Here is a 26032-nt window from a genome sequence, read left to right on the forward strand (position 1 = left end):
AAAAGTTAATTAATTACTTAAAAATTAATTTCAACAAAAAATTTTCGGAAAAATATGGGGACCATAAAACTTATCCTTGCTCTTAGCGTGCTGTTTTCACACATTGGAAATTTTGAAGGCATGCATTTATTTCCTGCTGAGGTAGCAGTTAACTGTTTTTTTATTATTTCTGGCTTTTATATGACGCTTGGATTAAGCGAACGCTACCTAACACCTGATACAAATTATCAGTTTTACCTAGGCCGTTTTTTCCGGATATGGCCAACCTATTTTATTTCTCTATTGATATTAATGCCTTGGGGATCGTTAAGGCGATCAATTCTTCTCATGATGGATTTACCACTGCCCATGGAAGCTCTTGCTCTGTTTTCTAACTTTACCATGTTTGGCCTTGATATCCTTACTCACATTAGCGGGGTCGATGGACATGTAGTTTTTTCGGAGTATGGTATCGATCCAAATCAAAACGGAGCGAAGTTTATTCTAAATACTTCTGCTTGGTCTCTTTCTTTAGAATTGCTATTTTATTTAATAGCCCCATTTGTCGTCAGAAGTTTTAAAAAGTCACTAATTTTTATTACAATTGGTTTAGCGTATTGTTTTTATATTAAACATATCAATACAACCTTACCAGATAAATACCGCACGGATATTTATTTCCCAAACGCCATGGCGTATTTTGGGTTAGGTATTTTAGGTTATTGGTTGAATCGTCTCTATCCAATCAGCCGCCCAAAAAATTGGGGTTATTACTTCTCGCTTGCTGGTGTAGCGTTCATATCGTTATGGGTGAGTCCAGTTATTTTTGTTGGTTTCATAACGTTAGCTATCTTTTCAAGACTGCTATTTGACTTGTCAAAAAAAAGCAAAATAGACAAATTCTTAGGTGATTTGGCTTTTCCAATTTACATACTTCAGATCCCAGTTGGGGCAATGGTTCGTGCCATTGGAGTTTTAGAATTAAACACGTTTTCATATTTTATAGCGACGATAACAATCTCATTAATCGTCTTATTAGTTGTTGAAAGACCCATAGAGAAACTCAGAGTAAGATTATATCGCGGTAAGAAACGCGCCGATAGTAATGACCATGCGGTTGAAAATATGCATTCGTTACAGCCTCAAGCAGGCTCAGTTGGTATTTAAATCAGGTTAGTTTGCTTGCGCAAGCTACTGATTTTGAAGCAAAAGCCAAATTACATATATATATATGCAAATAATAAAAAACGAAGATAAAAATGAAACGGTTTGCAAAAAGTTTGATATTAAGTGGTTCTCAGCTTTGGCTGCCGAATACATCAAACCCGATGAACTCCTTGACCAAGGCAATTTTTACATAAAAGCAGGCCTGATCGTTGACTATGCAGTAATATAAATATCTAGGTTTTTGATATTGGTTTTAAAAAAACCACTAATGTCGGCGCAGTGCTAATTCTTTGAGGTTACTACCCTATTTTCACGTTATCTTATTTCCGGTATTGCTTTTCAGTACCGGAAATAAGCTCCCTGTTAGTAAGAGAACATACAAAAAGCCGCTCTAGCTGCGTTGCTGCGAGTAGTCTTCCTAAAACTGTCATCGTTTCTGTACCTCGCTGGGACAATCTGCGTAAGGTCTAATTGAATATTAGTTATCTGTCGTGATTGATATAAGCGGTCTTGCTAACATTATTGATGCAAATTGTATAAGTGGCGGTACTAGGGCCTACTAACATTTAAGGAAATGTGTTTACATTCGGTATTTGAAAAATAGGATACCTTGAATGAGCATGATGATAAAGATTTTGAGAGACGATCATTGGATGAAGTAGGCTGCTTTGCTACAAGGAAAAGACGGAGATAGAGGGCGTACAGGCCTAAATAATCGACTATATTTGGAAGCGGTACTGTGGATAGTTCGAACTGGTTCGCCTTGGCGTGATTTAACGGTTGAATTGGGGAATTGGCATACCACCTATACGCGTTTTAAGAGTTGGGGCGAAGCGGGCGTTTGGGAAAAATTGGTCAATGCGATCAGCGGCGACTTGGACATGGAGGCATTGATGATTGACAGTACAGCAGTGCGAGTTCATCAGCACGCCGCAGGCACCCAAAAAAAGGCGGTGCGCAAGCCATTGTCCGATCAAGAGGTGGTTTAACCTGCAAAATTCATGTCGCTGTTGACGCCTTGTGTAATCAGGTACGATGGATACTGACTGGCGGGGAAGTACATGACAGCACGCAACGCATTGCCCTGATTAAGGGCTTCGATGCCAAAGCCGTATTGGCAGATAAAGGTTATGACTCAAATGAGATTTTGTCCTATATTCAAGACCATCAGATGCAAGCAGTGATACCATCGAAAAGCAATCGCATCGAACAACGTCAATACGACAAACATTTGTACATAGAGAGAAATCTTGTTGAACGTTTTTTAGCAGAATCATTCACTTCAGACGGATTGCAACAAGATATGAAAAACTGGATAGAAATTTCCTCTCGTTTATCAACCTCGAGTTCGCTATCATCTGGCTGACTTAAATGTTAACATCCCCTAAAGCTATTAACTAATCAACCCAGTTTGCTTGAACAAAAAATGAGACGAATCTTTTTTTAAGACATGTTTTAAGATATCTTTGGCCATCCTCTCAGATGGAGTGGCGTTATGTAACGATGTGTACAAGCCCGAATGACCCCACCCTACTATTGATGATGCTAAGTATCTCTACTTTTAATCTAAGTTGCTTATTCTTATCTGTCGGTGTATTTTCGCTGAGTATTAATCCCGCGCTGAGCTCGACCCAGACAGTCATAGTAAATACTGCAATAAATCCTTCCGCAGCAATTATCCCCATTACCCCCATCATTAAGGCAAGGCTGGCAGCTGGCTCGCCAGTTACTATTGTCTTTTTTGGTGACAGCAATACTGCCGGCTGTGGCACATCAGATGCCTCGGGCGCTAAAACATTTCCGGCAGATATCGCCTTTGCCTTAGTTACCAATAAGAGGCAAAAAACATCAACAGGTGATATGCGTTGGGATAAAGATACCTTTGCCGGACAAGCGGTGGACGCTACTGTGTGCCGTGCTTATCAAGCGAGGCAAGTCACTTTAAAGCCGGGCGTAAATAGAAACCTAATTGTTAGAGATGGTGTCGGTGGCAATACAAGTAATGATTTGACTGCCCGGTTTGATGCGTCTATTACATGGTTGTCAAAACAATCAGTACAAAAAATTGACTTGATTGTGATCATGGCAGGCATCAATGACAGCATCGTCCAACGAGGGATAGCCCCGACGGCTTATGCCAACAATCTCCAAGTCTTGATCGATAAAATAAAAGCGGCAAAAAATAGCAATGGGCAAACCTTAATTAAAGAGACTTTGCTCGTCACCTCATTCTCAAACGGGTCGATGGTTGCCGGGTTGCCTGATGGTCAGGGACATCCTTTTAAAGTGATCAAAGATGAGGTTGCTTGTACAAATGCGATCAAGTCTAAGGCGCTTTACCCCAATACTGTCTGTGACTTACATTTGTATAATCAGCGTCTCGCTGGTGTTGCAGATAAAAATAAGCCAAATGTCTATTTTTTAGATGTTGCTGGCAATATACTGAACGGCTTGGGAGTGCATAACAATACGGCAGATGCGCTTGCGCAAAAAAATATTAAGCGTCTTCTGGCTGGCGATGATGTTTATCATCCAAATGACATCGGTTATCAGGCCATTGCAGACCAGATTGCTGAACATGCTTTGTCTCTGAAAAATAATGTCTCTCCTCCGGCTAACTTAGGCAACCTGGCGAGTGGAATTCGTCCAACAAAATAACAAGATGATTTCAAGTTCAGCTATGACAGTAACTACGCAAAATCAGGCAATTACCTCGGTTAATGCGCCCCTAAAATTGGCTGCCAACCGATGGACAGCGTTTGATGGTTTGCGTGGGATTATGGCTTTTTTCGTCTTCTTGGCGCATGTTAATTACGACGTGTTTCCGGGTCCTATCATATTCATGGACACCTTCTTTTTGATGAGCAGTTTTCTCATTACTAAGCTATTACTGAAAGATTGGAGTGTTACCGGGCGCATTAATTTTAAGAAATTTTATATACGCCGTGCTAAACGCTTATTCCCCGCCTTGTTGGCAGTGGTACTGTTGACTACGCTAGTAACTTATTTTTATTTTGGGCGCGGTTTTAAGCAAATGCTGCATGTAGTCGGTGCCTTGTTTTATTTTATGAACTGGCTGCGGGCGCTGGAAATACCTAGTGACTACTATCTTGGACATACCTGGTCGCTATCAATCGAAGAGCAATATTATATGGTGTGGCCAGTTTTGCTGGCACTTAGTTTACGTTCGTCTTGGTATGGTAAAAAACTAAGCTGGTGCTTAGTGGGGATAGTCATTTTTTGTGTAGCTTGGCGCTCTGCTATGGCGGTGAAGGGCTTCTCTGTTCCACGCCTGTACAACGGCACAGATATGCGTCTGGATAGCCTGGCATTAGGTGCTTTGTTAGCGATCAATTATGACGCTGCGTGGATGCAGCGATGGAATCGCTTATTCTCAAGGCCTTGGTTGGTCTGGCTGTTAATCATTACTTTATTAATTGGCATGCTGACAGTCGATTTCCGTCATAGGCAATGGTATATCTGGCAACAACCATGCTATGAATTTATATCATTGGCGCTGATTATCGGCTTGCTCCAAAATCCGCTGCAACTGGGTCTGAAATTTGTCTTCCAGAGCCGAGTGATCGTGTATCTTGGTACGATTTGTTATGGCATCTACCTTTGGCATTACCCCATTCTGCTGATGGGCGAGCAAATCCTCCATTTAAGCGATTTGTCTTTGGCGCTAGTGTGTGGTCCAGTGACGGTGATGCTCGCCAGCATCTCTTATTTCATTTTAGAGCGCCCTGTACTTCGGTCTAAGTAGTTAAGATTACACCTCGCTATCGCACCGACCTACATCAGTTTGACTGGTTTTGCAAAACTACAAACCGTCATTATGCCCATCCCGATAATGTAAAAATCTTGCAGGGTTACCAGCGACAATGGCAAAGGCAGGCACATCTTGAGTGACAACGCTGGCAGCGCCGACTACCGCGCCGCGTCCTATCGTCACACCTGGTAAGACGGTGGAACCGCCGCCTACCCAGGCACCGTCTTCTATTTTTACTTGGTTATAAGTTAATTCATTGCGATAAATAGATGGCTCTCCGCCATGTACAGCATGACCTGCGCTGAAGATGCGTACATGGGGGCCGATCAAGACCTCGTCACCGATCGTTAAGCCGCCTTCACCAGACAAGTAAGAGCCTACATTGACGATGCTGCGGTCGCCGATGTGTATTGATGCGTTAAGATTGATAGAGACATCGCCGACGACGAGTCGCACTCGGTCAAACAAGCTGACTGAGTCACCTAAAGTGATGATGTCACCTTCGCGGGCACCATGCCGGTATAAGGTCACGTCAGGGGCGATTTTGCAGCCGGGTTTTAGAACATCGATGCCGGGGAATTGGTCAACAGAGGGTGGAAGGCCAAGTACTAAAGACATAAAAGGTTACCTAGAAAATAGTTGCTTTTAGTTGTATTGAGGGAAATTCTGGGTCTTCTTTTTCACTAACGGACATAGCTTGAAAAAACAAACCAGCAAAACTTTGTTACTTTATAAATTGGTAAAGAACCCAAATAAACAAGAAAAGTCGAAGAGTGCGGCGCTGCAACACTACATAAAATTTATTAGAATTAATTTGATTTGTTGCTATAAAGTGATAGAATAAAGTCGTAATGGAGCATAATATCGTCTGGCAGGGTAACTTGCATCGTTGAACATTTTGATAATCTAATTTCATTTGCAGGTAGGAAATTAGAGCAGCAAAATATTAGCACTTTTTGTGCGAAAATATAAGCACTCGTGCTTGTTAAATCTAAAAGCCATAATTTAAAATCATTTGGAAAGTCCCGGTCTCGTGCTGATCATGACCGCTGTCGCTCCAAGTGACCAACTACACCCAAATTCAAATATTTTGAATTTGCGGTCTATGTTCTAACAACTCAATTACTTACTGTGCTTTTTTGAAGTGCCTAAGTATCTATAAGTTCCTTTCTCTCGCAATAATTCTCAGCAGTTTGTTTTGGTCAAAATCCCCCCGTCGGCTCGGCGGCGACCGCTATTATCTCAACTCAGCAGCACCCGTTCGTGAGCCGCGAACGGTTTTTCTTAACCTCGGTGGACCATTTTTTTGGAGTTACTATGTCCGAAATTTTTTTACCGTCTGATGCAATAAAAGTCAAATTTGCTAAGTGTGCTTATGCCGAAAGTCGATGCGGAACAAATTACAAACTAAAAATTCAGACAACTTGTTGCAATCTTCAAAAATGGGCCAAGATAGCACGTTGGGGAAACCTCGTCTCACCGATCAACATTACGCCAAATCAAATTCATGGGTTCATCAATTGGAGAATTACTGAAGGAGTTCAAAATAGAACAATTCAAAACGAAATGAGCATAATTCGGCGTGCATTGCGAGCGGTGAATCGCGATGATTTTGCAGACGTTGTTTGTCATAACAAAAAAATTGGAGTACCGGCCGGTTCACGCATTGGAGTTGGAAAAATTATTGAAGAGATAATTTTAAAAAATGCAATTGACAACGCAAATCCGGATACACTTATTTTAATAAAATTGCAACAATTAATTGGATTACGAATCAAAGAGGCGGTATGTGCTGGTGATTCGTTAAAAGATTGGCAACGTTCTCTCGGACTTGACCAGCAATCAATTACGGTTCGCGATGGTACGAAGGGTGGCAGAGTGAGAAGCGTATTCATCCAACCAAATAGGACAGAAGAGTTAAAGCAAGTTATCCAAGAGGCACTAATAATTATAAAAAAACAAGGAAGACTCGTTGTGAGTAAAAATTTGAAATCTGCTTTGACGCGGCACTCGCTTGCTTTGGCAAAATTAGAAATCAAGCACGAAAATTCAAGCCACTCAATTCGTAGATTATTTGCGTTTAATCAATATAATTATTATCTTCAAATCGGTTATGACAAAAAAATGGCATTGATAAGAACTTCGAACGATTTGGGCCATGGAAATAGTCGAGGACGCTGGGTCTTCAATAATTACATAAGAGCAACACTGGAGGCTCAAAATGGGTGAACCTTTTTATATAAGTAACGAACTTCCGACAGGAAGTTGCTGGATAGCAAATAAAACCGTCGGAGGAACGCGCTTAAAAGAATTGAAAAAACCGGATGAAAATCTTGCAAAGGTCAGGTTTTCAAAAGAAGTGTTCGAGATATTGAGACAAAAAAGAAAGATTGGCGAAACTGTAAGAGAAGCTTTAGAGAGAATTATCCGTAGCAGCGCCTAACTGGTTCAACTATCTTCAAAACTGACAATTACCAGTTTTTCAAAGGGAATTATCTGGTTGAGTTCAGTAATAAAGCTACATTCCCAAATGTTTAAACTTGCGGACCCTTAAAGCAAGCTGATTAAATTACTGGGCTAGTTTATTTTTTAATAATTCATTTACTTGTCCTGGATTACCTTTGCCATTAGTAGCTTTCATCGCTTGGCCTACCAATGAGTTAAAGGCCTTTTCTTTGCCAGCGCGATATTCATCGACGGATTGTTGATTGGCCGCCATGACTTCGTCTATGATTTTTTCTAGTGCGCCGACATCGGAGATTTGTTTAAGACCTTTGTTGTCGATGATCTGATCTGCCAAATTGATGTCAGAAGATGCTGCTTGCCACATGGCTGCAAAAACTTCTTTGGCGATTTTGTTGGATATCGTGCCATCGGTAATCCGTTGCAACAGCAATGCTAATTGGTTGGCCGCGACGGGAATGGCGCCGATATCGATATTTTCTCGGTGCAGGGTGGATGATACGTCACCCATCATCCAGTTGGCGATTTGCTTGGCTTGCGCTGCTGGATTGCCGTTGGCGTCTATATTGCCAGCGGCCATAATTGCGGCCTCAAAGTAGCTTGCGGTGGCTTTTGACTGAGTGACGATCATAGAGTCGTACTCAGAGATGCTGTACTGCTGGATGAGACGTGCACGCATGGCGTCGGGGAGTTCTGGCATCGTTGCTCTTACGCGCTCTATCCAGGCGGCATCGATCTTCAGCGGTGGCAAATCGGGATCGGGGAAGTAGCGGTAATCTTGCGAATCTTCTTTGCTGCGCATGGAGCGTGTTTCTTTGCGATCTGGATCGTACAGACGCGTCTCTTGTACGACCTTGCCACCGTCTTCGATCAACTCAATCTGGCGGCGTACTTCAATGTTGATGGCCTCTTCGAGAAAGCGGAATGAATTGAGATTTTTGATCTCTGCGCGCGTGCCGAATTCTTTTTGTCCCACCGGACGTACCGACACGTTGGCATCGCAGCGGAAAGAACCTTCTTGCATATTGCCATCGCAAATATCCAGCCACATGACTAGTGAGTGCAGGGCTTTGGCGTACGCGACGGCTTCTGCCGCGCTGCGCATACAGGGTTCGGTGACGATTTCTAATAGTGGTGTACCAGCGCGGTTCAGATCTATCCCTGTCATGCCTTGGTAGTCTTCGTGCAGCGATTTTCCGGCGTCTTCTTCTAGGTGGGCGCGGGTGAGTTCGATGACTTTCACTTCGGATTTGCCGTCTTTTTCGACTACGCAAGTGACGCTGCCGCCTTGTACTACCGGGATCTCAAATTGGCTGATCTGATAGCCTTTAGGCAGGTCGGGGTAGAAGTAGTTCTTGCGGGCAAAAATAGATTCTGGCGCAATGACCGCACCGACGGCTAAGCCAAACTGTATTGCTTTTTCTACCGCAGTCTTGTTCATTACTGGGAGTACCCCAGGCAATGCCAGATCAACGGGACTCGCTTGCGTATTTGGCTCAGCGCCAAATTGGATGGCAGAGCCGCTAAAAATTTTTGATTGGGTTTTGAGTTGTGCGTGAGTCTCAAAACCGATGACGACTTCCCATTGCATGTTAAATCCTTTTTCCGTTCATTTGCATGAATTGCATTAATTTCGTTTGCACTACCAGTCGGCTTGATTTTAGTAAGCGACTTTGATTGCTACTTATTTATTCGTCGTTACGACATTGGCCGCTTTTAAGATTGACTGTAAGTGCTGTAAAGTTCATCCTCGATCCGCATAAGGCGGGGCATGTAGGTTTGATTTGCAAATCATCACCTACACGTTCTAACCGAATGCTGCAATTGAAGCCGCGATCAAAATCATATCCACGTCGTGTGCGTGCTGCACGCGCATCTTTTAAGCTGATTCGCCAGCCCTTCTCAGTCACTTCTGCCTGCGGGTCATCACCCAGATCGATGCTGCATTCATTGCCGTGGTTACTTCTGAACAAACTGGATTCCCACTGAAATGTTTTGATCACGTCGCCCTCAATGCGGATATGCGCCTGATCAGCGTAATCCAAACGTTCACCACCATTAGTTTCTTGCTGTACCAAAGCGCAGGAGAAATTAGCTTCCAGTACATCGGTCTTAGACGATTGCTGTGCTGTTACCGAAGTCGCCGATGTCACTGCTGCTGGTGTCGCCGCCGATATTGTGAGCTTTTCTGCCTGCGCGAAAGCGCCACTGCAAGCGAGTAAAAGTGTTGGAACAAGAAGTGAGCGGATTGATTTCATATAGGCGCTTTTTGATGCCAGTCAGTCGCTAATTGGAACTGGTGTGCGACATTCAGCAATTGGGCTTCTTTAAAATAATTCCCAATGATTTGCAGGCCGACAGGGCGCAGGCTATTTTTTTCACCTTGTCCAAAACCACATGGAATTGACATGCCAGGCAAGCCTGCCAAACTGGTAGATAAAGTAAAAATATCTGCCAGATAATTGGCGACAGGGTCGTCTGTTTTATCGCCTAAATCCCATGCAACAGTGGGCGCTACAGGCCCCATGATGACGTCACATAGCTCAAACGCAGCCTTGAAATCTTGCGCAATTAAGCGGCGGATTTTTTGTGCCTGCAAATAATAGGCGTCGTAATATCCGTGCGATAAAACATAAGCACCCACCAGGATACGACGTTTGACTTCATCCCCAAAACCTTCGGCACGCGATTTCTTATACATGTCGTTAAGATCTTTGTAATTGGCTGCACGATGACCGTACCGTACGCCGTCGAAACGGCTTAAGTTTGATGATGCCTCGGCCGGAGCGATGACGTAATATACCGGGATAGACAGTTCAGTTTTAGGTAGAGAAATATCGACTAAGACGGCGCCTAATTTCTCATATTCGGCGAGTGCAGCGCGGACAGCTTGTTCCACATCTTTTGCTAAGCCTTCGCTAAAAAATTCACGCGGTACACCGATACGCAACCCTTTTAAGTCTTTGTTTAAATCCCGATTGAAGTCTTCTTTTTGTCTTTCTAAACTGGTTGAATCTTTTGGGTCAAAACTCGTCATTACATTGAGTAGTAGTCCACAATCTTCAGCACTTTGTGCAATGGGACCTCCTTGGTCCAGTGACGAGGCGAACGCAATCATCCCGTAACGAGAGACGCTGCTATAGGTAGGTTTAATCCCGGTAACACCACAAAATGAGGCCGGCTGGCGGATCGATCCGCCAGTATCAGTTGCTGTTGCCGCTGGCGCTAAACGTGCCGCAATCGCAGCGGCTGATCCGCCCGAGGAGCCGCCAGGTACTGCACGTAAATCCCAGGGATTTTTAACTGCGCCAAAAGCAGAATTTTGATTGCTGGAACCCATCGCAAACTCGTCACAATTAAGTTTGCCTAGTGTGACCATGCCAGCTTGATTAAAGTGCTCTACTACTGTTGCGTCAAACGGACTAGTGTAGTTTGCCAGCATGTTAGAGCCTGCGGTAGATCGCCAGCCGCGCGTCACAAAAATATCTTTGTGCGCAATCGGAATGCCTGTCAAGACAGTGGCATCACCATTGGCTAAACGTGCGTCAGCCGCTGTGGCTTGTTGCAAAGTTAATTCTGGATCAACATGCAAAAATGCGTTCAGGTCACTAGCCTGAATTCTACCCAAATAATGCTGCGCCAATTCGGTCGCGGAAATCTGCTTGCTATGCAGCATGGCAGACAATTGTTTTAAAGAGTGCTTATGCATGTTCTGAAATATCCTGATGATTCTCGAAATAAGTCGTGATGGTTATCTATAGGACGGTTCTTAGCCTACTCTAAGACCTTGGGCACGAGATACAACCCGTCTTGTGTTGCTGGCGCAACTACCTGGTAGTCATCGCGACGATTGGGCTCGCTGACGATATCTTCTCGCAGGCGCAATCCTAATTCTGGCATTAACGCCGCGATTGGATGGCTGAGTGGCGTGATGCCGGTGGTGTCAACAGCTTTGAGTTGCTCAACCAGCGAAAAAATGCCATTCAGCTTCCCCAGCGTGCTGACGGTTTCTGATTCGGATAGTTCAAGTTTTGCTAAGTTAGCAATTCGCTTAACATCGGATAGGTCTAGTGACATGGCTAAATCGCGTAGCGCGCGTAATGGGTAAATAAAAGTATCGAATTGTAATAAAAGATGGTGATAACGAGGCTTGTTGATAGAAGCAAATGGAAACAAAAGCAAAATTTACCAGACTAAATGTCGGTTAATGCTGCCAACATCGGTAAAAAATCCATTTTCAGTAGATACGGTAGATAGCCTAATATTCGCAAGATTATAAGGTAGAATATAGGGTTAATACCTCATAAAGCTCTGAAAACCTGCTGCGCAGCACAATATTGCGTTTGTGAAGCCGCTTTATCTTCGAAATACGATAAAGCTGAGTTTCTCGGCCTGCATTGAAACGCTTGCGAGGGTTTTGAGGGCTTCTTTGCTTATGGTGATTCGTCAATGTTCATCATTATTATTCGGCATCAGTATAACGCTGAGCCTAAAGCAAGATGCGGTTAGACAAATTCGCGCAGAACTGCTGCGCATGACGACAACACAAAATACAGGATTCTTACATGTTTGGTTTTTTTCGTAGTTACTTTTCTAATGACCTGGCAATTGATCTGGGTACCGCAAACACGCTGATTTATGTGCGTAACCAAGGTATCGTATTGGATGAGCCATCCGTTGTTGCGATTCGTCAGGAGGGTGGTCCTAACGGTAAAAAAACCATCCAGGCGGTCGGTCGGGAAGCCAAGCAAATGCTGGGTAAAGTACCTGGCAATATCGAGGCTATTCGCCCGATGAAAGACGGCGTCATTGCTGATTTTACGGTGACTGAGCAAATGCTCAAGCAATTTATCCGCATGGTGCATGACACTAAATTTTTTAAGCCTTCTCCTCGTATCATCATTTGTGTACCTTGCGGCTCAACTCAGGTAGAGCGCCGCGCAATTCGTGAATCAGCTTTAGGAGCAGGTGCTTCTCAGGTGTATTTGATTGAAGAGCCTATGGCTGCGGCGATCGGTGCTGGTTTGCCTGTATCTGAAGCAACAGGCTCTATGGTTGTTGACATCGGTGGTGGTACCACTGAAGTCGGGATTATTTCTCTAGGTGGCATGGTGTACAAAGGTTCAGTACGTGTCGGCGGTGATAAATTTGATGAGGCAATTGTCAATTACATCCGTCGCAATTACGGTATGTTGATCGGCGAACAAACTGCTGAGGCGATCAAGAAGGCAATTGGTTCTGCGTTCCCCGGTTCTGAAGTTAAAGAGATGGAAGTGAAAGGACGCAATCTTTCAGAGGGTATTCCACGGTCATTTACTATTTCCAGTAACGAAATCTTAGAAGCGTTGACTGACCCTTTAAACAACATCGTCTCCGCTGTAAAAAACGCGCTGGAACAAACTCCGCCAGAATTGGGTGCTGATATTGCTGAAAAGGGCATGATGCTGACAGGCGGTGGTGCATTGCTTCGTGACTTGGATCGTTTGCTGATGGAAGAAACGGGCTTGCCCGTCATTGTCGCCGAAGATCCACTCACTTGCGTAGTGCGTGGCTCAGGAATGGCGTTGGAGCGCATGGATAAGCTGGGATCTATTTTCTCTTACGAGTAATTTGCTCCTTGCTTGACGTCGAACTTCTATCTAATTTATGCAATACAGTCCACCACCACTTTTTAAGCAAGGCGCTTCTGCTCGCGCCAAAGTGGTGTTCTTTTCAATTTTAGCGATTTTTTTGCTAGTCGTTGATTCTCGCCTAAATACCTTAATTTTTGCCCGGCAAATATTAGGCACACTTCTATATCCCGTCCAGGTCGTGGCTGTTATGCCACGCGACGCCGTATCAAGAATTTCTTCTTATTTCACCTCTACAATTGCTTTAGAAAAAGAAAACGCTCAACTCAAGTTGCAACAAACGCTAAATGCTGAGGCATTGCAACAAAATGGTCTGCTATCGACTGAGAACGCACATTTACGAAAAATGCTGGATATTCGTGAAAAACTTACTGTTAAATCGATTTTGGGCGAAATTATCTACGATGCCCGCGATAGCACTACCCGTAAAATTATTTTGGACCGCGGTAGTCAACACGGGGTCGCATTAAGTCAGCCTGTTATTGACGATTTGGGTGTTGTCGGCCAGGTGACGCGAGTGTTCCTATTGACATCCGAAGTAACTTTATTGACAGATAAGAACCAGGCAATTCCGGTGCAAATCACGCGTAATGGCTTGCGTAGCGTTGTGTATGGTCGTGGCCAGTCTGGCTATCTGGATATGCGCATGACGTCTAATGCCGATGTTCACAATGGGGATGTGCTGGTGACATCTGGTATTGATGGGGTTTATCCGGCGGGGCTGGCGGTTGCTAAGGTAGTTCAGGTAGAAAACAAAGCCACTACGCAGTTTGAGAATATCCTTTGCACTCCATCAGCAGGAATTGATAAAAACAAGCAATTGTTGATCTTGCTGGTATCGACAAATAATTTGCCTCGTCCTGACACTGAAGATATTCGAGTAAAAAAAGAAAAATTAAACCGCAAAGTGACCAGAGATGCCGCAAGAGAAAGCCCTCCAGAGTCATTAACAACTTTGCCGCAAAAGTCGGTAAATAATGCTAATCCAGCGGAGTCAGCAACGCAATCGACTCAGGTAGCTCCAGTAATAAAAGATGTGAATTCAAATTCAAACAAAGACGCTACCAAACCCGCGAACAAAGAGCTCAGTAAGGAGAAATCAAAATGAATAGCCCTCATTACATTTTGCTACCGGTGAGTTCAACATTTATAGCTGTTAGCTTGCTATGCGCTTTTTTTCTGAATTTTCTTCCTTGGGGTAATTGGATCGGTGTTCCTGATTTCGTGGCTTTGGTATTAGTATTTTGGAGTATCCATCAACCCCGTAAAGTCGGTATTGGCGTGGCTTTTGCGATGGGTTTATTGATGGATGTGCATGATTCGATTTACCTTGGCGAGAACGCACTGGCATACACCTTGTTATCTTATTTCGCGATCACTATTCATAGACGCGTACTTTGGTTTAACCCAGTAACACAGTCCTTACATGTACTGCCATTATTTCTGTTGGTGCAGGCAATTCAAATTGCAATCCGCTTGCTAGTGGCACCGAATGGGCAATTTCCTGGAATTTTGTATTTCTCCGAAAGTTTAATCACGACCTTGTTATGGCCGCTGGTGACTTGGTTATTGCTGGCACCGCAACGACGTGCCGTTGATAAAGACGATACCCGTCCCATTTAATCCCGCTTGTTTTGCCGGGTAGAGCAGATATGACCGAACTCAAGAATACCGAACGCGAACTTTATCTGTTCAGAATGCGCCTGTTTTTTATAGGCGCGTTCGCTTTGGTATGTTTTATTTTGTTGATGTCACGTTTTGTCTGGTTGCAAATCGTCAAGCACAACGAATACGCTTTGCAAGCAGATGAAAACCGTATTTCTATCGTTCCTGTAGTGCCGAATCGTGGGCTAATTTTAGACAGAAATGGCGTAATTTTGGCACGCAATTTCTCTGCTTATACTTTAGAAATAACCCCGTCTAAAATTACCAATGATCTTGACGTTGTGATTGATGAGTTGTCCTTATTGATCGATATTCAGCCCAAGCACCGCAAGCAATTTCGTAAGTTAATAGAGGAATCCAAAAGTTTTGAGAGTATTCCGATTAGAACTAAATTGACGGATGAAGAGGTTGCTCGTTTTACTGCGCAGCGCTTTCGTTTTCCAGGTGTAGACATTCAAGCGCGGCTGTTTCGTCAATATCCTTTGAGTGATGTCGCGTCGCATGTGATTGGGTACATTGGACGTATTAGTCAGAAAGATGCAGAAATCATCGATGACAGTGATGATTCTGCCAATTACAACGGCACCAGTTATATTGGCAAAGAGGGCTTAGAAAAGAGCTACGAGAAACTACTGCATGGGACAACTGGTTTTGAAGAAGTGGAAGTCTCTGCAGGGGGGCGGGCAGTAAGGACTTTATCCCGTACTGCACCTACTTCGGGTAAAAATTTAATTTTATCGGTTGATATCGAATTGCAAAAAGTGATTGAAGATGCTTTTGGTGATCGACGCGGTGCATTAGTTGCTATCGAGCCAGCTACAGGTGATGTTCTCGCTTTTGTATCTAAGCCTACTTATGATCCCAATCTTTTTGTTGAGGGAATAGATCAGCAAAGTTGGAATGATTTAAATACCTCTGAGGATAAGCCTTTACTTAATCGTCCATTGACAGGAGCTTATCCGCCTGGCTCAACTTATAAGCCTTTTATGGCGCTGGCGGCGCTAGAGTTAGGCAAGCGTACAACTACGCAGGCAATTGCTGATCAGGGTTATTTTGTTTTTGGTAATCACCGCTTCAATGATGACAAAGTGGGGGGGCATGGCATGGTGGACATGTATCGTTCTATCGTGCAATCTTGTGACACTTATTACTACATGCTTGCCAATGATCTGGGCGTTGATACGATGCATGATTTTATGATGCCTTTTGGTTTCGGCCAAATTACAGGGATTGACCTAGAGCATGAAAGAAAAGGCTTGTTACCTTCTACCGCATGGAAACGTAGCGCTTTTAAAAAACCAGCGCAGCAACGCTGGGTATTAGGTGACACTATCTCACTCGGAATTGGTCAGGGGCAAAATACCTTTACGCCTTTGCAGATGGCGCATGCGGTTGCTACGCTGGCGAATGATGGTGTGGTGATGAAACCGCATTTGGTTAAAATCGTTGAGGATGCACAGACTCGTGTTCGTACCTTAACTGTGCCCAAAGAAAGTTTTCGGATTCCTTTAAAACAGGAAAATATTGATTTTGTAAAACAGGCGATGGTCGGTGTTACGCGTGAAGGTACCTCTCGTTCAGTGTTCCTAAATGCTGAATATGCGTCAGGTGGTAAGACAGGAACGGCACAAGTCGTGGGCATAAAAAAGGGCGAAAAATATGATGCCAGACGCGTTGCCGAGCGACATAAAGATCACTCTTTGTATATTGCTTTTGCACCCGCTGATCATCCAAAAATTGCGATTGCAATCATCGTAGAAAATGGCGGCTTTGGCTCTGACGCAGCTGCCCCTATTGTTAAAAAAGCGTTTGATTATTATTTACTTGGTAAACGTCCGCAGGATAAAGACAAAACACCTGCCCTTAAACCAGATCCGGCTCTATATCGCACCGATGAGGATATTAAAGCTGCTGCAGAAATGAGCGGTGAGCCAAAGCCTGGCGGCGAAACCGAAGGGAATAAGGATTGATCATGAACAATAGAGCGTTCAACTGGAGAGCAATCCGGTCCCATATCATGGTTTTTGACGCAGCTCTGTCGATCATCATTTTTTTGATTATGTCGATAGGCATCATTACATTGTATTCCGCCGGGATTGATTTTCCCGGACGTGTTGAAGATCAGCTTCGCAATATCGTCATCTCATTTGTAGTGATGTGGATTATGGCTAATATTCCACCACAAACGCTGATGCGTTTTGCCATACCGATTTACGCATTTGGCGTAGCTTTATTAATTGCCGTTGCTACATTCGGTATGGTAAAAAAAGGTGCTCGTCGGTGGATTAATGTCGGCACCCCTGTTCAACCATCCGAAATGATGAAGATCGCTGCGCCATTGATGCTCGCCTGGTATTTTCAAAAGCGCGAGGGCGCATTGAGAGTGCAGGACTTTTTGATCGCTGCCGTAATTCTTATAATTCCAGTTGGATTGATTTACAGGCAGCCAGATTTGGGTACGGCAATGTTGGTTGTTATCGCCGGATTTACTGTGGTGTTTCTTGCCGGGTTGTCATGGAAGCTGCTGTTGTCTTTGGCTGTTGCAGCACTGGTCGTGATTCCAACAATAGTCTGGCCGCTGATGCGCGATTTCCAGCGTGATCGTATTCTGACATTTTTAGATCCTAACCGTGATCCGCTTGGTAAGGGCTTTCATATTCTCCAATCTACGATCGCAGTGGGTTCTGGTGGTTTATCTGGAAAAGGTTGGCTTAAAGGTACACAGGCACATCTGGAGTTTATTCCTGAGAGAACCACAGATTTTATTTTTGCAGTCTTTTCAGAAGAATTTGGTTTTATTGGTAACGGCATTCTGGTGCTGCTTTATCTTTTGTTGGTTATTCGTGGTTTGATGATTGCTGCAAATGCGCCGACCTTGTTTGCCCGATTGATGGCAGGTTCGGTGACAATGATTTTCTTTACTTATGCGTTTGTAAACATGGGAATGGTGAGCGGTATTTTGCCCGTAGTTGGCGTGCCCTTACCCTTTATGAGTTACGGCGGTACAGCTTTAGTTATGCTGGGTATGGGCGCAGGTATTTTGATGAGCGTGCAACGTAATCGTAAGCTGGTGCAAACTTGAGACAACGATCAATTAGCCGAAAATTCCAATTCTTCGCAATTACTAGCGCATTATTTCTGGCTGCTTGTAGCAGTGCCCCTAAGCATTCTGCCGTGTCGACTGATCAGCCCCGTCCAGTGACTGCAACTGCTGGAAAGCCAGCAACTAGTGCAACAAATACTGCGCCATATTTACCCAAAGCAAACTCAGGCAAAGGTGGCTATTACAAGGATGATGGTCCCGACGATAATCCGCCTGAGGGGTTAGAGAATACGGTAGAGCCGATTCCTACCATGGAGGCTTATTCTCGCTCTGGCAATAGACCTTATGTCGTATTTGGTAAAACCTATACACCATTAATTGACAGCACGACGCCATTTGTTCAGCGCGGCGTTGGTAGCTGGTACGGTAAAAAATTTCATAATCAAAAAACCTCATCCGGTGAGCCATACGATATGTATAAAATCACCGCGGCGCATCCTACTTTGCCTATTCCTTCTTATGCCAGAGTGACGAATCTTTCTAACGGCAAGCAGGTAATTGTACGGATTAACGATCGCGGCCCTTTCCACTCCAGCCGTATTATCGATTTATCTTATACCGCTGCGCTAAAGCTAGATTATCTTGGTAAAGGAAGCACTCAGCTTGAGGTTGAGCGTTTGCTGCCTGACGATATAGAACGTATGGCAGAGAATCGTAAAAATCAACGTCCGGTGATTTCTAATACTGTTATTGCTTCTTCAGTGGTGGCTTTAACTTCAGCGGCTACGACAGCCTCTAGTGTTGCTGCCGTTCCGCAAGCTGATCCGAAGGCAGCTCAGATATCGATGGAAGAATTATTGGCGGAACAAAGTAGTAAGCCAGTAGAAAAAATTGGGAGAGTAGGCAATACCGCTAGCGCAGAAAGTGTTGCTGGCGATACTGCTATTGCTGCTAATACAGCCACTAATTCGGTAGCAGGGTTTTATATACAATTTGGCGCATATGCTATACGCGCCAATGCAGAAGCAACGATGTCCAGGTTAAAAGATCAGGCGCAAAGCCGCTTACCTGGTTTCGATATCGTCCAGCAAGGAAGTTTATATCGTCTTGTGAGCGGGCCATTTGCCAGTCGCGCAGATGCATCCAGCGCTATTGTACAAACTGCCGATTTAGGTGCCGCCAAACCCATTGTGGTTCAGCGTTAATCTGCCGCACTCTCTTAACTCTAAGCTCCCAACTCAGTTGTTATCAGGTGCTTCTTGTTTCATTTCAAGCGCAAGCTTATATAAGCCATTTTTCTTTTGACCTGTGATTTTTGCAGCAAGCGATGCTGCCTGTTTGACTGAGCACTCCTCGAGCAAAATACTCAAAATGTGAAGTGCCTCATGCTGGCTATCCTCCACATTACTTGGCGCACCTTCCAGCAAAATAACGTATTCGCCTTTTTCTCTGTGCGGATCAGCGCTAAGCCAATTGATCGCCTCCGATAAATTACAGCGATGAATTTCTTCAAATAATTTGGTTAGTTCACGCGCAAATACGATCTGGCGTTCGCCTTGAAAAATCGTTTGTAGTGCTGTGATTGAATCGATGATTCTATGTGGCGCTTCGTAAAAAATCAGTGTCGCGTTGATGGTCAACACGCTGCGCAGAGCCGTGTCACGCTGGCCAGCTTTTGCTGGTAAGAATCCAAAAAAATAAAACTGATCGTTGATTAAGCCACTGGCAGACAATGCGCTAATTGCAGCCGAGGCACCGGGCAAAGGCATTACACGCAGGCCAGCTTGCCGCACTGTGTCTGCGATTTTTGCACCAGGATCTGAGACTCCTGGCGTACCGGCATCAGACACCAATGCTATGCGCTCACCTGCTTGCAGGCGCGTTACGATTTTCTCAGCAACTTCTCGTTCATTGTGTTGATGTGCCGAAATCAGGGGCTTATTAATGCCGTAGCGATTGAGTAGTTGTGCGGTATTACGTGTATCTTCGCAAGCTATCGCATCTGCTATTGCCAGCAAGTGCAGAGCCCGCAATGAAATATCGCAAACATTTCCTATGGGCGTTGCAACTACATATAATGTGGAAACGGGATAACTCTGGCTGGCTAATGCTTGCATGATCGTCGCGTTGGCAAGCGAATAAGCTCCAGTCGTGTTTTCGGACGGGTTTTTAGGCGCATTCTCAGGCGCGTTTGCAGATGCTTTTGCGGATGTGTCTTCTGACATATTCATAGGTATTCATTCGAATTCATTGTGATTTAATCAGACTTACATAAATCAAAACAGGATTGTACGACAATGGCTGAGCAGAGTTGGCTAGCAAAACGGATTGCATCAGTGAGAACCAGTCGGCAGCGTACTGGTGACGCCGCCGAAGAGCAGGCACTTTTATATTTGCAACAGGCAGGTTTAAAATTAGTGCATCGCAGTTTTTTGTGCAAAGGTGGTGAAATTGATTTAATCATGCAAGATCAAACCACCCTGGTTTTTGTTGAAGTACGAAAACGCACTTCCTCTCAGTTTGGTGGTGCGATTGCCAGCGTGACACCTGCAAAACAACGCCGCATGGTACATGCGGCACAAGTATATTTACAGACACAACATACAGAACCCGCATGCCGTTTTGATCTGCTGGCTATTGATGATCAAGAGATTAACTGGCTTAAAAACGTGATCATCGGGTAGTTTGCCACTGACCTGCTTTATAATCGCCCCACCATGACAAATCAACGCATCCTTGCGCACTTCCACGAAAGTGCTGAACTCAAAATTCAAGCGGCCAGTATTCTGGCACGTCCTATCGAACAGGCAACCGAACTAATGTTCGCGGCGCTGTCTAACGGTAACAAGATACTGGCTTGCGGCAACGGCGGTTCTGCTGCGGATTGCCAGCATTTTGCAGCCGAGTTAATAGGTCGCTTTGAGCGTGAACGTTTGCCGTTGCCGGCACTCGCACTGACAACAGACACCTCTATTTTGACCGCCGTAGCCAATGACTATAGCTTTCAGGAAGTATTCTCTAAACAGGTACAGGCTTTTGGCCAGGCAGGCGATGTATTACTTGCCTTATCCACATCGGGTAATTCAACTAGCGTGATTAATGCGATTAACGTTGCAATTGACCGTGATATGCGCGTGATTGCGCTTACAGGTAAGGGCGGCGGACAAATCGGTAAAATCCTGAGCGACGCCGATGTCCATATTTGTGTACCGCATGACCGGACAGCCAGAATACAAGAAGTCCATTTATTAACCATACATTGTTTGTGTGACGGCATCGATGCCGCTTTATTCGGAGGTGATGCAGATGATTAAGAACCTAACTAAGAGTTTAGTGACCAAGACCGCTCGACCGGTACTGGTAATCAGTTTATGTTGTGCTACTGCGATGAGTTTGCAGGGGTGTATAGAAATGATGGTAGGCAGTGCGGTAGTCGGCACCTTTGCTGCGACCGACAGGCGTACATTTGGTGCTCAGACGGAAGACAAGTCGATTGTCCTGAAGGGTGAAATTCGTTTATCCAGAGCGCTGGGTGATTCGTCCCACGTCAACGTTAACAGTTTTAATCGCCGTGCTTTGTTGACCGGTGAAGTGCCTGACGAAGCCACTAAAACCAAGGCAGAGACAGAAATGCGTGCGGTAGAAGGCGTGCAATCCGTTGCAAACGAGTTGCAAGTTGCCGGGTTGTCCAACTATTCTTCGCGCTCCAACGACGCTCTGATCACGACTAAGGTTAAAGCCTCTTTTGTTGATACCAAAGATTTATATGCCAGTGCTTTTAAAGTAGTCACTGAAGCCAGTACGGTTTATTTGATGGGGCGTGTCACACAGCGCGAAGGTAATCTGGCAGGAGAAGTCGCACGCGGTGTCAGTGGTGTGCGCAAAGTAATCAAAGTATTTGACTACATCAGCGAGAGTGAATTAAAAGAACTGTCCGCTGAACCTAAGAAGCCAGACGCGAAGTCCGAGAGTGCGACTGAATCCAAATAGCCGCTTAGTCAATACTAAGCTAAGACGAAGCCAAGAAGAAGCTAATCGCCTAGCGATAACAACTACAGGGTTTGTACTTTGGTTCAAACCCTTTTTTTCCATCAGGAGAACCCATGTTAATCATTTTTTTAGTCGTCGTTGCTGTGTTTGCATTCTGGATCGTCGGTGCTTATAACCGGCTGGTGAGCTTACGTAATCGTTTCAAGAATTCGTTCGCTCAAATTGATGTTCAGCTAAAACGTCGTTACGACCTGATCCCAAATCTGGTAGAAACGGCTAAAGGCTACATGAAGCATGAGCGCGAAACGCTGGAAGCCGTTATCGCAGCACGCAATCAGGCAGTGACCGCCAATACGAAAGCAGTAAGTGATCCCTCCGACGCCGCAGCGGTGCAGCAGATGGCCGCAGCAGAAGGCACTTTGACTGCATCTTTAGGAAAAATGTTCGCTTTGTCAGAAGCCTACCCTGACTTAAAAGCCAACCAGAACATGATGCAATTGACAGAAGAATTGACTGGTACAGAAAACAAAATCGCCTTCTCTCGCCAAGCTTATAACGACAGCGTGATGCAGTACAACACCTCCATCGAGCAATTCCCCGGTTCTATTATTGCCAATATGTTTGGCTTCAAAGCTGGCGAACTCTTGCAGGCCACCGAGTCGGCAGAAGAGCGCAAAGCTGTTAAAGTCTCTTTCTAACCGCTGCTGTCCTCTATAAATCCGTATGGATTTTTTCGAGCAACAAGACCAGGCACACCGCCAAAGTAAGAAGCTTTTATTCTTGTTTTTTCTGGCGGTGGTAGCGATCGTGCTGGCGGTTAATCTTAGCCTTGCTTTGGTCTGGATTTGGTCCAGCGGCCAGCGCTTTGCTGGCGTGCACCACTACCCCCGCGGCTTCTTTATTCTGAACACTTTTTTGACTCTGCTGTTCATCGGCGGCGGTACTTTGGTAGAGATGTTCCGTCTGCGCGACGGCGGTGATGCCGTGGCTCAGTTGGCTGGCGGGCGTCTAGTGATGCCGTCTTCGCAGGATTTGCAAGAACGTCGTCTGCTCAATATTGTAGAAGAAATGGCACTGGCCTCTGGCATCGCATGTCCCCGCGTTTATGTGATGGATCATGAAGAGGCAATCAACGCGTTTGCCGCAGGCTATCATCAAAATGAGGCAGTCGTTGCCGTCACGCGAGGCACTTTGGTGCGCTTGACCCGCGATGAATTACAGGGAGTGATAGGGCACGAGTTCAGCCATATTCTCAATGGCGACATGCGTATGAATATCAAACTGATCGGTATGCTGTTTGGGATACAGATGATTGCCAGTTTTGGCCAGCAACTGATGTATTGGGGTTCCAGCATCGGGTCGTCACGTAGTCGTGATGAAAAAGGTCCATCGTTGCAAACGATCTTTTTTCTAACAGGCGTTGCTCTGTTTGTGATTGGCTATGTCGGGATCTTTTTTGGTCGTTTGATTAAGTCGGCAGTCTCCCGTCAGCGTGAATTTTTAGCTGACGCCAGCGCAGTTCAATTTACGCGTAACCCTGAAAGTATTGGCGGCGCATTACGTAAAATCGGCGGATTAACGCTCACCAACCAATGCGGATCACGTATCGATAGCCCACATGCAGAACAGCTTTCTCATATGTTTTTAGGCGCAGCCCGACCTAATTTACTAGACGGTTTTTTTGCGACACATCCGCCGTTAAAAGAACGTCTGCAACGTTTGTATGGCTGGAATGTAGAGTTTTTAGATGCCAGTGAAATTATCGATGTTGACGCTGGTGCCGGTTTGCCTGATGGCGTATATGGATTTGGCGCACGCAATTTTATGGCAGCGCAAGCGGCAACGAATAACAGCGTACCGGGTTCCTCCTTGGCAATCATCGCCTCTCCGGGCGCAGCGAGATCAGACATTGCAGCATCAGATACCAAAACATCAAACTTAAGTAATCAACTCGGTCTGGGATTTGGCAACCTCCCATCATCAAAAAATCGCATGCCAAGTGAGTTACTGGATGCCTTGCGCGATCCTTTGGGTGTTAGTGCCGCGGTATATGCTTTGTTGTTAGATCGCAGTGACACGCAAGCCTACGCCATACAAACTACCATTTTGCAGCAATCCGCCGCAGCGCAATCTGCCTTAGCACTAAGTTTGTTGCCACATATTGAGGCCATGCCGTGCAGTGCGCGCTTACCTTTGCTTGATCTGGCAATGCCCGCATTAAAACTATTGTCGGTGGAGCAGAGGGCGAGTCTGTTAGCGATCGTTTCTAGGTTGATCGCAGCGGACCAAAAGATGACTCAGGCCGAGTTTGTTCTACAAACAGTACTTGATCGCCGACTGGGGCCATTAGCAGGACGTGCCGTGCCGGTACGTTTTGGTCAATTGGCTGCGCTGAAAAAAGAAACCGCATTGTTGCTGTCTTTAGTCGCCTACACTGCCAGCGGCAAAGATACAGCAGCGTTTGATGCCAGAGATGCATTTTTACGCGCTGCCAACAGCATGCCTGACCTGGGCTTAAATGCTAGTGATATGTGTGTGATCAATACAGCTGCGATCAACACAGCTCCGATCAACACCAGTGCGGCGGTCGCCGTATCGGTGAATGCACCCGACTTTTTTGAGGTGAAGCGAGCGCTGGATAAATTGAATCAGCTAGCGCCTTTGGCTAAGCCATTTTTAATTCGTTTGCTGGTCGCCGCCGCAGCTTTGCCAGGCGAGCGACTCAATCCAGACAGCGCAGATTTACTCCGTTGTATTTGCGCTGCAATCGACGCGCCTGTTCCGCAGAAAGTCGGCGAATTTACTTTGTAATAGAGTTAAGTTAAATATACTCCCCCTTATTTTTGATAAATATGCCGTATCGTCCAATGATTCTATGGACAACTAAATATACTGTATAGGAGTATATTGTTTATGGGGTTTGCGTAAGGGAAGTATGCGTTGCAGAGAAAGGGCTGAACCGTTGGAGAATTGCTGGATTAGTAAGCGCGCTTCTATGTTCCTCTCCAAGCTTGTTTGTACGCTCCGTCCAAGCACCCGACCACTTGCCGTAATCGGGTTTATTCCAATCAGGTGCGGCCTACAATGGCTGCTGTCGCCATTAAATCATCGATCAAAGCCAAAGAGTTTTTGCCGGACATCAGATGCGGATTGAGTTCTGGCAGAGCTGAATATTTCAATAAAATCGATGGGTTGATTTTGCCCAGATTAGCTTGTCCCATAGTCCAGCCAGAATAGCGCCGCTCGTTGATTTCTTCGTAATGCAGCAGGGTTATATCCGTATGACGCGGATCTCGCAAGATGTGCGCGTAGAGCGTATTCACAGCATCGCGCCCACCTTCTAAGACTTGCATAAAGACATTGTCGCTGTGGCACAAAATACCGGTAATGCCATTTTGTGGATTTTGTGTACGCGATTGCTGCATGATGCCTAATATCATGTTGGACATCTGTTGATCAACGGCACGGCTGGCGTACAAAAGTCGGACTAGCATGATGATCTCTTTGAATAAAGTTAGCTTGCCATAAGTGGCATACAAGTGGTCGAGCTGGTTTTTTGATCAGCGTAAATTAAAAGTAAATCCAGAAGCGAATTTAAAAGTATACTATCGTTTAATCAGCGATAAAAATTCTCGGCGCAGGTTGGGATCTTTTAAAAATGATCCGTGCATGACGCTATTGATCATTTTTGCGTCCATATCTTTGACTCCGCGCCAGTGCATACAAAAGTGATCTGCTTCCATCACCACGGCCAAGCCATCTGGCTGCATTTTTTCTTGCAAGGCATCGGCCAATTGCACCACCGCTTCTTCCTGAATTTGGGGGCGGCTCATGATCCATTCCGCGATCCGCGCGTATTTGGACAAACCGATCAGATTGGAATGTTCGTTGGGCATGACGCCGATCCATACCTTGCCAATAATCGGGCATAAGTGATGCGAGCAAGCGCTGCGTACCGTGATCGGGCCAATGATCATCAGCTCGTTGAGATGCGATGCATTCGGGAACTCAGTCACCGCCGGCATATTGACATAGCGTCCCTTGAAGATTTCGTTCAAATACATCTTCGCGACACGGCGACCCGTATCTTGCGTATTGTGGTCACTATCGGTATCAATGACTAAACTTTGCAATACGCCTTTGAGTTTTTCTTCCACTTCATCAAGCAATAGATCTAACTCGCCTGGCTGGATAAAATTGGCAATATTGTCGTTCGCGTGGTAGCGCGTTTTGCTCGCCACAATTCGCTCACGTATCCGCTGCGAGACTGGAACGGGTGTCGGTAGTTGTTTTAATTCAGAAGACAAATCAGATGGCATGCTA

General features: G+C 45.2%; 24 protein-coding genes and 1 pseudogene. 17 read left to right on the plus strand and 8 right to left on the minus strand.

The genetic code is table 11. The annotated features are described in order from the left end of the window. Positions 1–54: 54 nt before the first annotated feature. From QN395_RS08205 to QN395_RS08220, 4 genes and pseudogenes are all read left to right on the plus strand, one after another. On the plus strand, positions 55–1146 hold the full coding sequence (locus QN395_RS08205; RefSeq protein ID WP_322120872.1) for an acyltransferase: 1092 nt from the start codon (positions 55–57) through the stop codon (positions 1144–1146). A 668-nt stretch (positions 1147–1814) separates the two neighbouring features. Continuing rightward, a pseudogene (locus QN395_RS08210) lies at positions 1815–2517 on the plus strand (IS5 family transposase). Between the two features lie 132 nt (positions 2518–2649). After that, complete coding sequence (locus QN395_RS08215; RefSeq protein ID WP_322120874.1) at positions 2650–3804, plus strand: SGNH/GDSL hydrolase family protein; 1155 nt, start codon at positions 2650–2652, stop codon at positions 3802–3804. 22 nt (positions 3805–3826) lie between these two features. Further along, positions 3827–4912: an acyltransferase gene (locus QN395_RS08220; protein WP_322120875.1), complete on the plus strand. Its 1086-nt coding sequence runs from the start codon at positions 3827–3829 to the stop codon at positions 4910–4912. A gap of 57 nt (positions 4913–4969) precedes the next feature. On the opposite strand, the gene QN395_RS08225 is transcribed toward QN395_RS08220, so the two are convergent. Beyond that, on the minus strand, positions 4970–5536 hold the full coding sequence (locus QN395_RS08225; protein ID WP_322120876.1) for an acyltransferase: 567 nt from the start codon (positions 5534–5536) through the stop codon (positions 4970–4972). A gap of 699 nt (positions 5537–6235) precedes the next feature. On the opposite strand from QN395_RS08225, the gene QN395_RS08230 reads away from it, so the two are divergent. Together QN395_RS08230 and QN395_RS08235 are read left to right on the plus strand one after the other, a co-directional pair. Then, positions 6236–7147, plus strand: a complete 912-nt coding sequence (locus QN395_RS08230; protein ID WP_322120877.1) for an integrase domain-containing protein — start codon at positions 6236–6238, stop codon at positions 7145–7147. Beyond that, the gene (locus QN395_RS08235; RefSeq protein ID WP_322120878.1) at positions 7140–7361 is read left to right on the plus strand and encodes a hypothetical protein; all 222 of its coding nucleotides are present in this window, start codon (positions 7140–7142) and stop codon (positions 7359–7361) included. The genes QN395_RS08230 and QN395_RS08235 overlap by 8 nt, the downstream gene beginning before the upstream one ends. 126 nt (positions 7362–7487) lie before the next feature. Here the strand turns inward: QN395_RS08235 and gatB are convergent, their stop codons facing one another. The 4 genes from gatB to gatC all read right to left on the minus strand — a co-directional run bounded on the left by gatB (position 7488) and on the right by gatC (position 11458). Further along, on the minus strand, positions 7488–8972 hold the full coding sequence (gatB, locus tag QN395_RS08240) for an Asp-tRNA(Asn)/Glu-tRNA(Gln) amidotransferase subunit GatB (protein ID WP_322120879.1): 1485 nt from the start codon (positions 8970–8972) through the stop codon (positions 7488–7490). 97 nt (positions 8973–9069) lie between these two features. Further along, positions 9070–9639, minus strand: coding sequence for a hypothetical protein (locus QN395_RS08245; RefSeq protein WP_322120880.1), 570 nt, complete (start codon positions 9637–9639; stop codon positions 9070–9072). Continuing rightward, entirely contained in the window at positions 9636–11090 is a 1455-nt protein-coding gene (gene gatA, locus QN395_RS08250) for an Asp-tRNA(Asn)/Glu-tRNA(Gln) amidotransferase subunit GatA (RefSeq protein WP_322120881.1), read from the minus strand. The genes QN395_RS08245 and gatA overlap by 4 nt, the downstream gene beginning before the upstream one ends. Before the next feature lie 65 nt (positions 11091–11155). Next, complete coding sequence (gene gatC, locus QN395_RS08255) at positions 11156–11458, minus strand: Asp-tRNA(Asn)/Glu-tRNA(Gln) amidotransferase subunit GatC (RefSeq protein WP_322120882.1); 303 nt, start codon at positions 11456–11458, stop codon at positions 11156–11158. Between the two features lie 488 nt (positions 11459–11946). Here gatC and QN395_RS08260 point away from each other — a divergent pair, with 488 nt between their 5' ends. From QN395_RS08260 to QN395_RS08285, 6 genes are all read left to right on the plus strand, one after another. Further along, the gene (locus tag QN395_RS08260) at positions 11947–12990 is read left to right on the plus strand and encodes a rod shape-determining protein (RefSeq protein ID WP_323492742.1); all 1044 of its coding nucleotides are present in this window, start codon (positions 11947–11949) and stop codon (positions 12988–12990) included. Positions 12991–13027: 37 nt separating this feature from the next. Continuing rightward, complete coding sequence (mreC, locus tag QN395_RS08265; protein ID WP_322120883.1) at positions 13028–14119, plus strand: rod shape-determining protein MreC; 1092 nt, start codon at positions 13028–13030, stop codon at positions 14117–14119. Beyond that, the gene (gene mreD, locus QN395_RS08270) at positions 14116–14634 is read left to right on the plus strand and encodes a rod shape-determining protein MreD (protein WP_322120884.1); all 519 of its coding nucleotides are present in this window, start codon (positions 14116–14118) and stop codon (positions 14632–14634) included. The genes mreC and mreD overlap by 4 nt, the downstream gene beginning before the upstream one ends. A 29-nt stretch (positions 14635–14663) precedes the next feature. After that, the gene (gene mrdA, locus QN395_RS08275) at positions 14664–16646 is read left to right on the plus strand and encodes a penicillin-binding protein 2 (protein WP_322120885.1); all 1983 of its coding nucleotides are present in this window, start codon (positions 14664–14666) and stop codon (positions 16644–16646) included. A gap of 2 nt (positions 16647–16648) precedes the next feature. Next, entirely contained in the window at positions 16649–17758 is a 1110-nt protein-coding gene (gene rodA / locus QN395_RS08280) for a rod shape-determining protein RodA (protein WP_322120886.1), read from the plus strand. Positions 17759–17850: 92 nt separating this feature from the next. Then, positions 17851–18924 (plus strand): septal ring lytic transglycosylase RlpA family protein, encoded by a 1074-nt coding sequence (locus tag QN395_RS08285; RefSeq protein WP_322120887.1) that lies wholly within the window; start codon positions 17851–17853, stop codon positions 18922–18924. A 33-nt stretch (positions 18925–18957) separates the two neighbouring features. On the opposite strand, the gene rsmI is transcribed toward QN395_RS08285, so the two are convergent. After that, complete coding sequence (rsmI, locus tag QN395_RS08290; RefSeq protein WP_322121672.1) at positions 18958–19836, minus strand: 16S rRNA (cytidine(1402)-2'-O)-methyltransferase; 879 nt, start codon at positions 19834–19836, stop codon at positions 18958–18960. A gap of 180 nt (positions 19837–20016) precedes the next feature. Between rsmI and QN395_RS08295 the strand changes: the two genes are divergently transcribed. The 5 genes from QN395_RS08295 to QN395_RS08315 all read left to right on the plus strand — a co-directional run bounded on the left by QN395_RS08295 (position 20017) and on the right by QN395_RS08315 (position 24520). Beyond that, positions 20017–20403, plus strand: coding sequence for a YraN family protein (locus tag QN395_RS08295; protein ID WP_322120888.1), 387 nt, complete (start codon positions 20017–20019; stop codon positions 20401–20403). A 33-nt stretch (positions 20404–20436) separates the two neighbouring features. After that, positions 20437–21033 (plus strand): phosphoheptose isomerase, encoded by a 597-nt coding sequence (locus tag QN395_RS08300; RefSeq protein ID WP_322120889.1) that lies wholly within the window; start codon positions 20437–20439, stop codon positions 21031–21033. Beyond that, positions 21026–21709 (plus strand): BON domain-containing protein, encoded by a 684-nt coding sequence (locus tag QN395_RS08305; protein ID WP_322120890.1) that lies wholly within the window; start codon positions 21026–21028, stop codon positions 21707–21709. The genes QN395_RS08300 and QN395_RS08305 overlap by 8 nt, the downstream gene beginning before the upstream one ends. A 113-nt stretch (positions 21710–21822) precedes the next feature. Then, positions 21823–22407 carry a LemA family protein gene (locus QN395_RS08310; RefSeq protein ID WP_322120891.1) on the plus strand — a complete coding sequence of 195 codons (585 nt, stop codon included), beginning with the start codon at positions 21823–21825 and terminating at the stop codon, positions 22405–22407. A gap of 25 nt (positions 22408–22432) precedes the next feature. Further along, positions 22433–24520 carry a M48 family metallopeptidase gene (locus QN395_RS08315; RefSeq protein ID WP_322120892.1) on the plus strand — a complete coding sequence of 696 codons (2088 nt, stop codon included), beginning with the start codon at positions 22433–22435 and terminating at the stop codon, positions 24518–24520. A gap of 257 nt (positions 24521–24777) precedes the next feature. Here QN395_RS08315 and QN395_RS08320 read toward each other — a convergent pair whose 3' ends face one another. Beyond that, positions 24778–25203 carry a BLUF domain-containing protein gene (locus QN395_RS08320; protein ID WP_322120893.1) on the minus strand — a complete coding sequence of 142 codons (426 nt, stop codon included), beginning with the start codon at positions 25201–25203 and terminating at the stop codon, positions 24778–24780. Positions 25204–25314: 111 nt separating this feature from the next. Beyond that, on the minus strand, positions 25315–26028 hold the full coding sequence (gene folE, locus QN395_RS08325) for a GTP cyclohydrolase I (RefSeq protein WP_323492743.1): 714 nt from the start codon (positions 26026–26028) through the stop codon (positions 25315–25317). Positions 26029–26032 lie beyond the last annotated feature (4 nt).

Origin of the sequence: Undibacterium sp. RTI2.2, from assembly GCF_035018705.1 — a bacterium.
GTDB lineage: Bacteria > Pseudomonadota > Gammaproteobacteria > Burkholderiales > Burkholderiaceae_D > Undibacterium.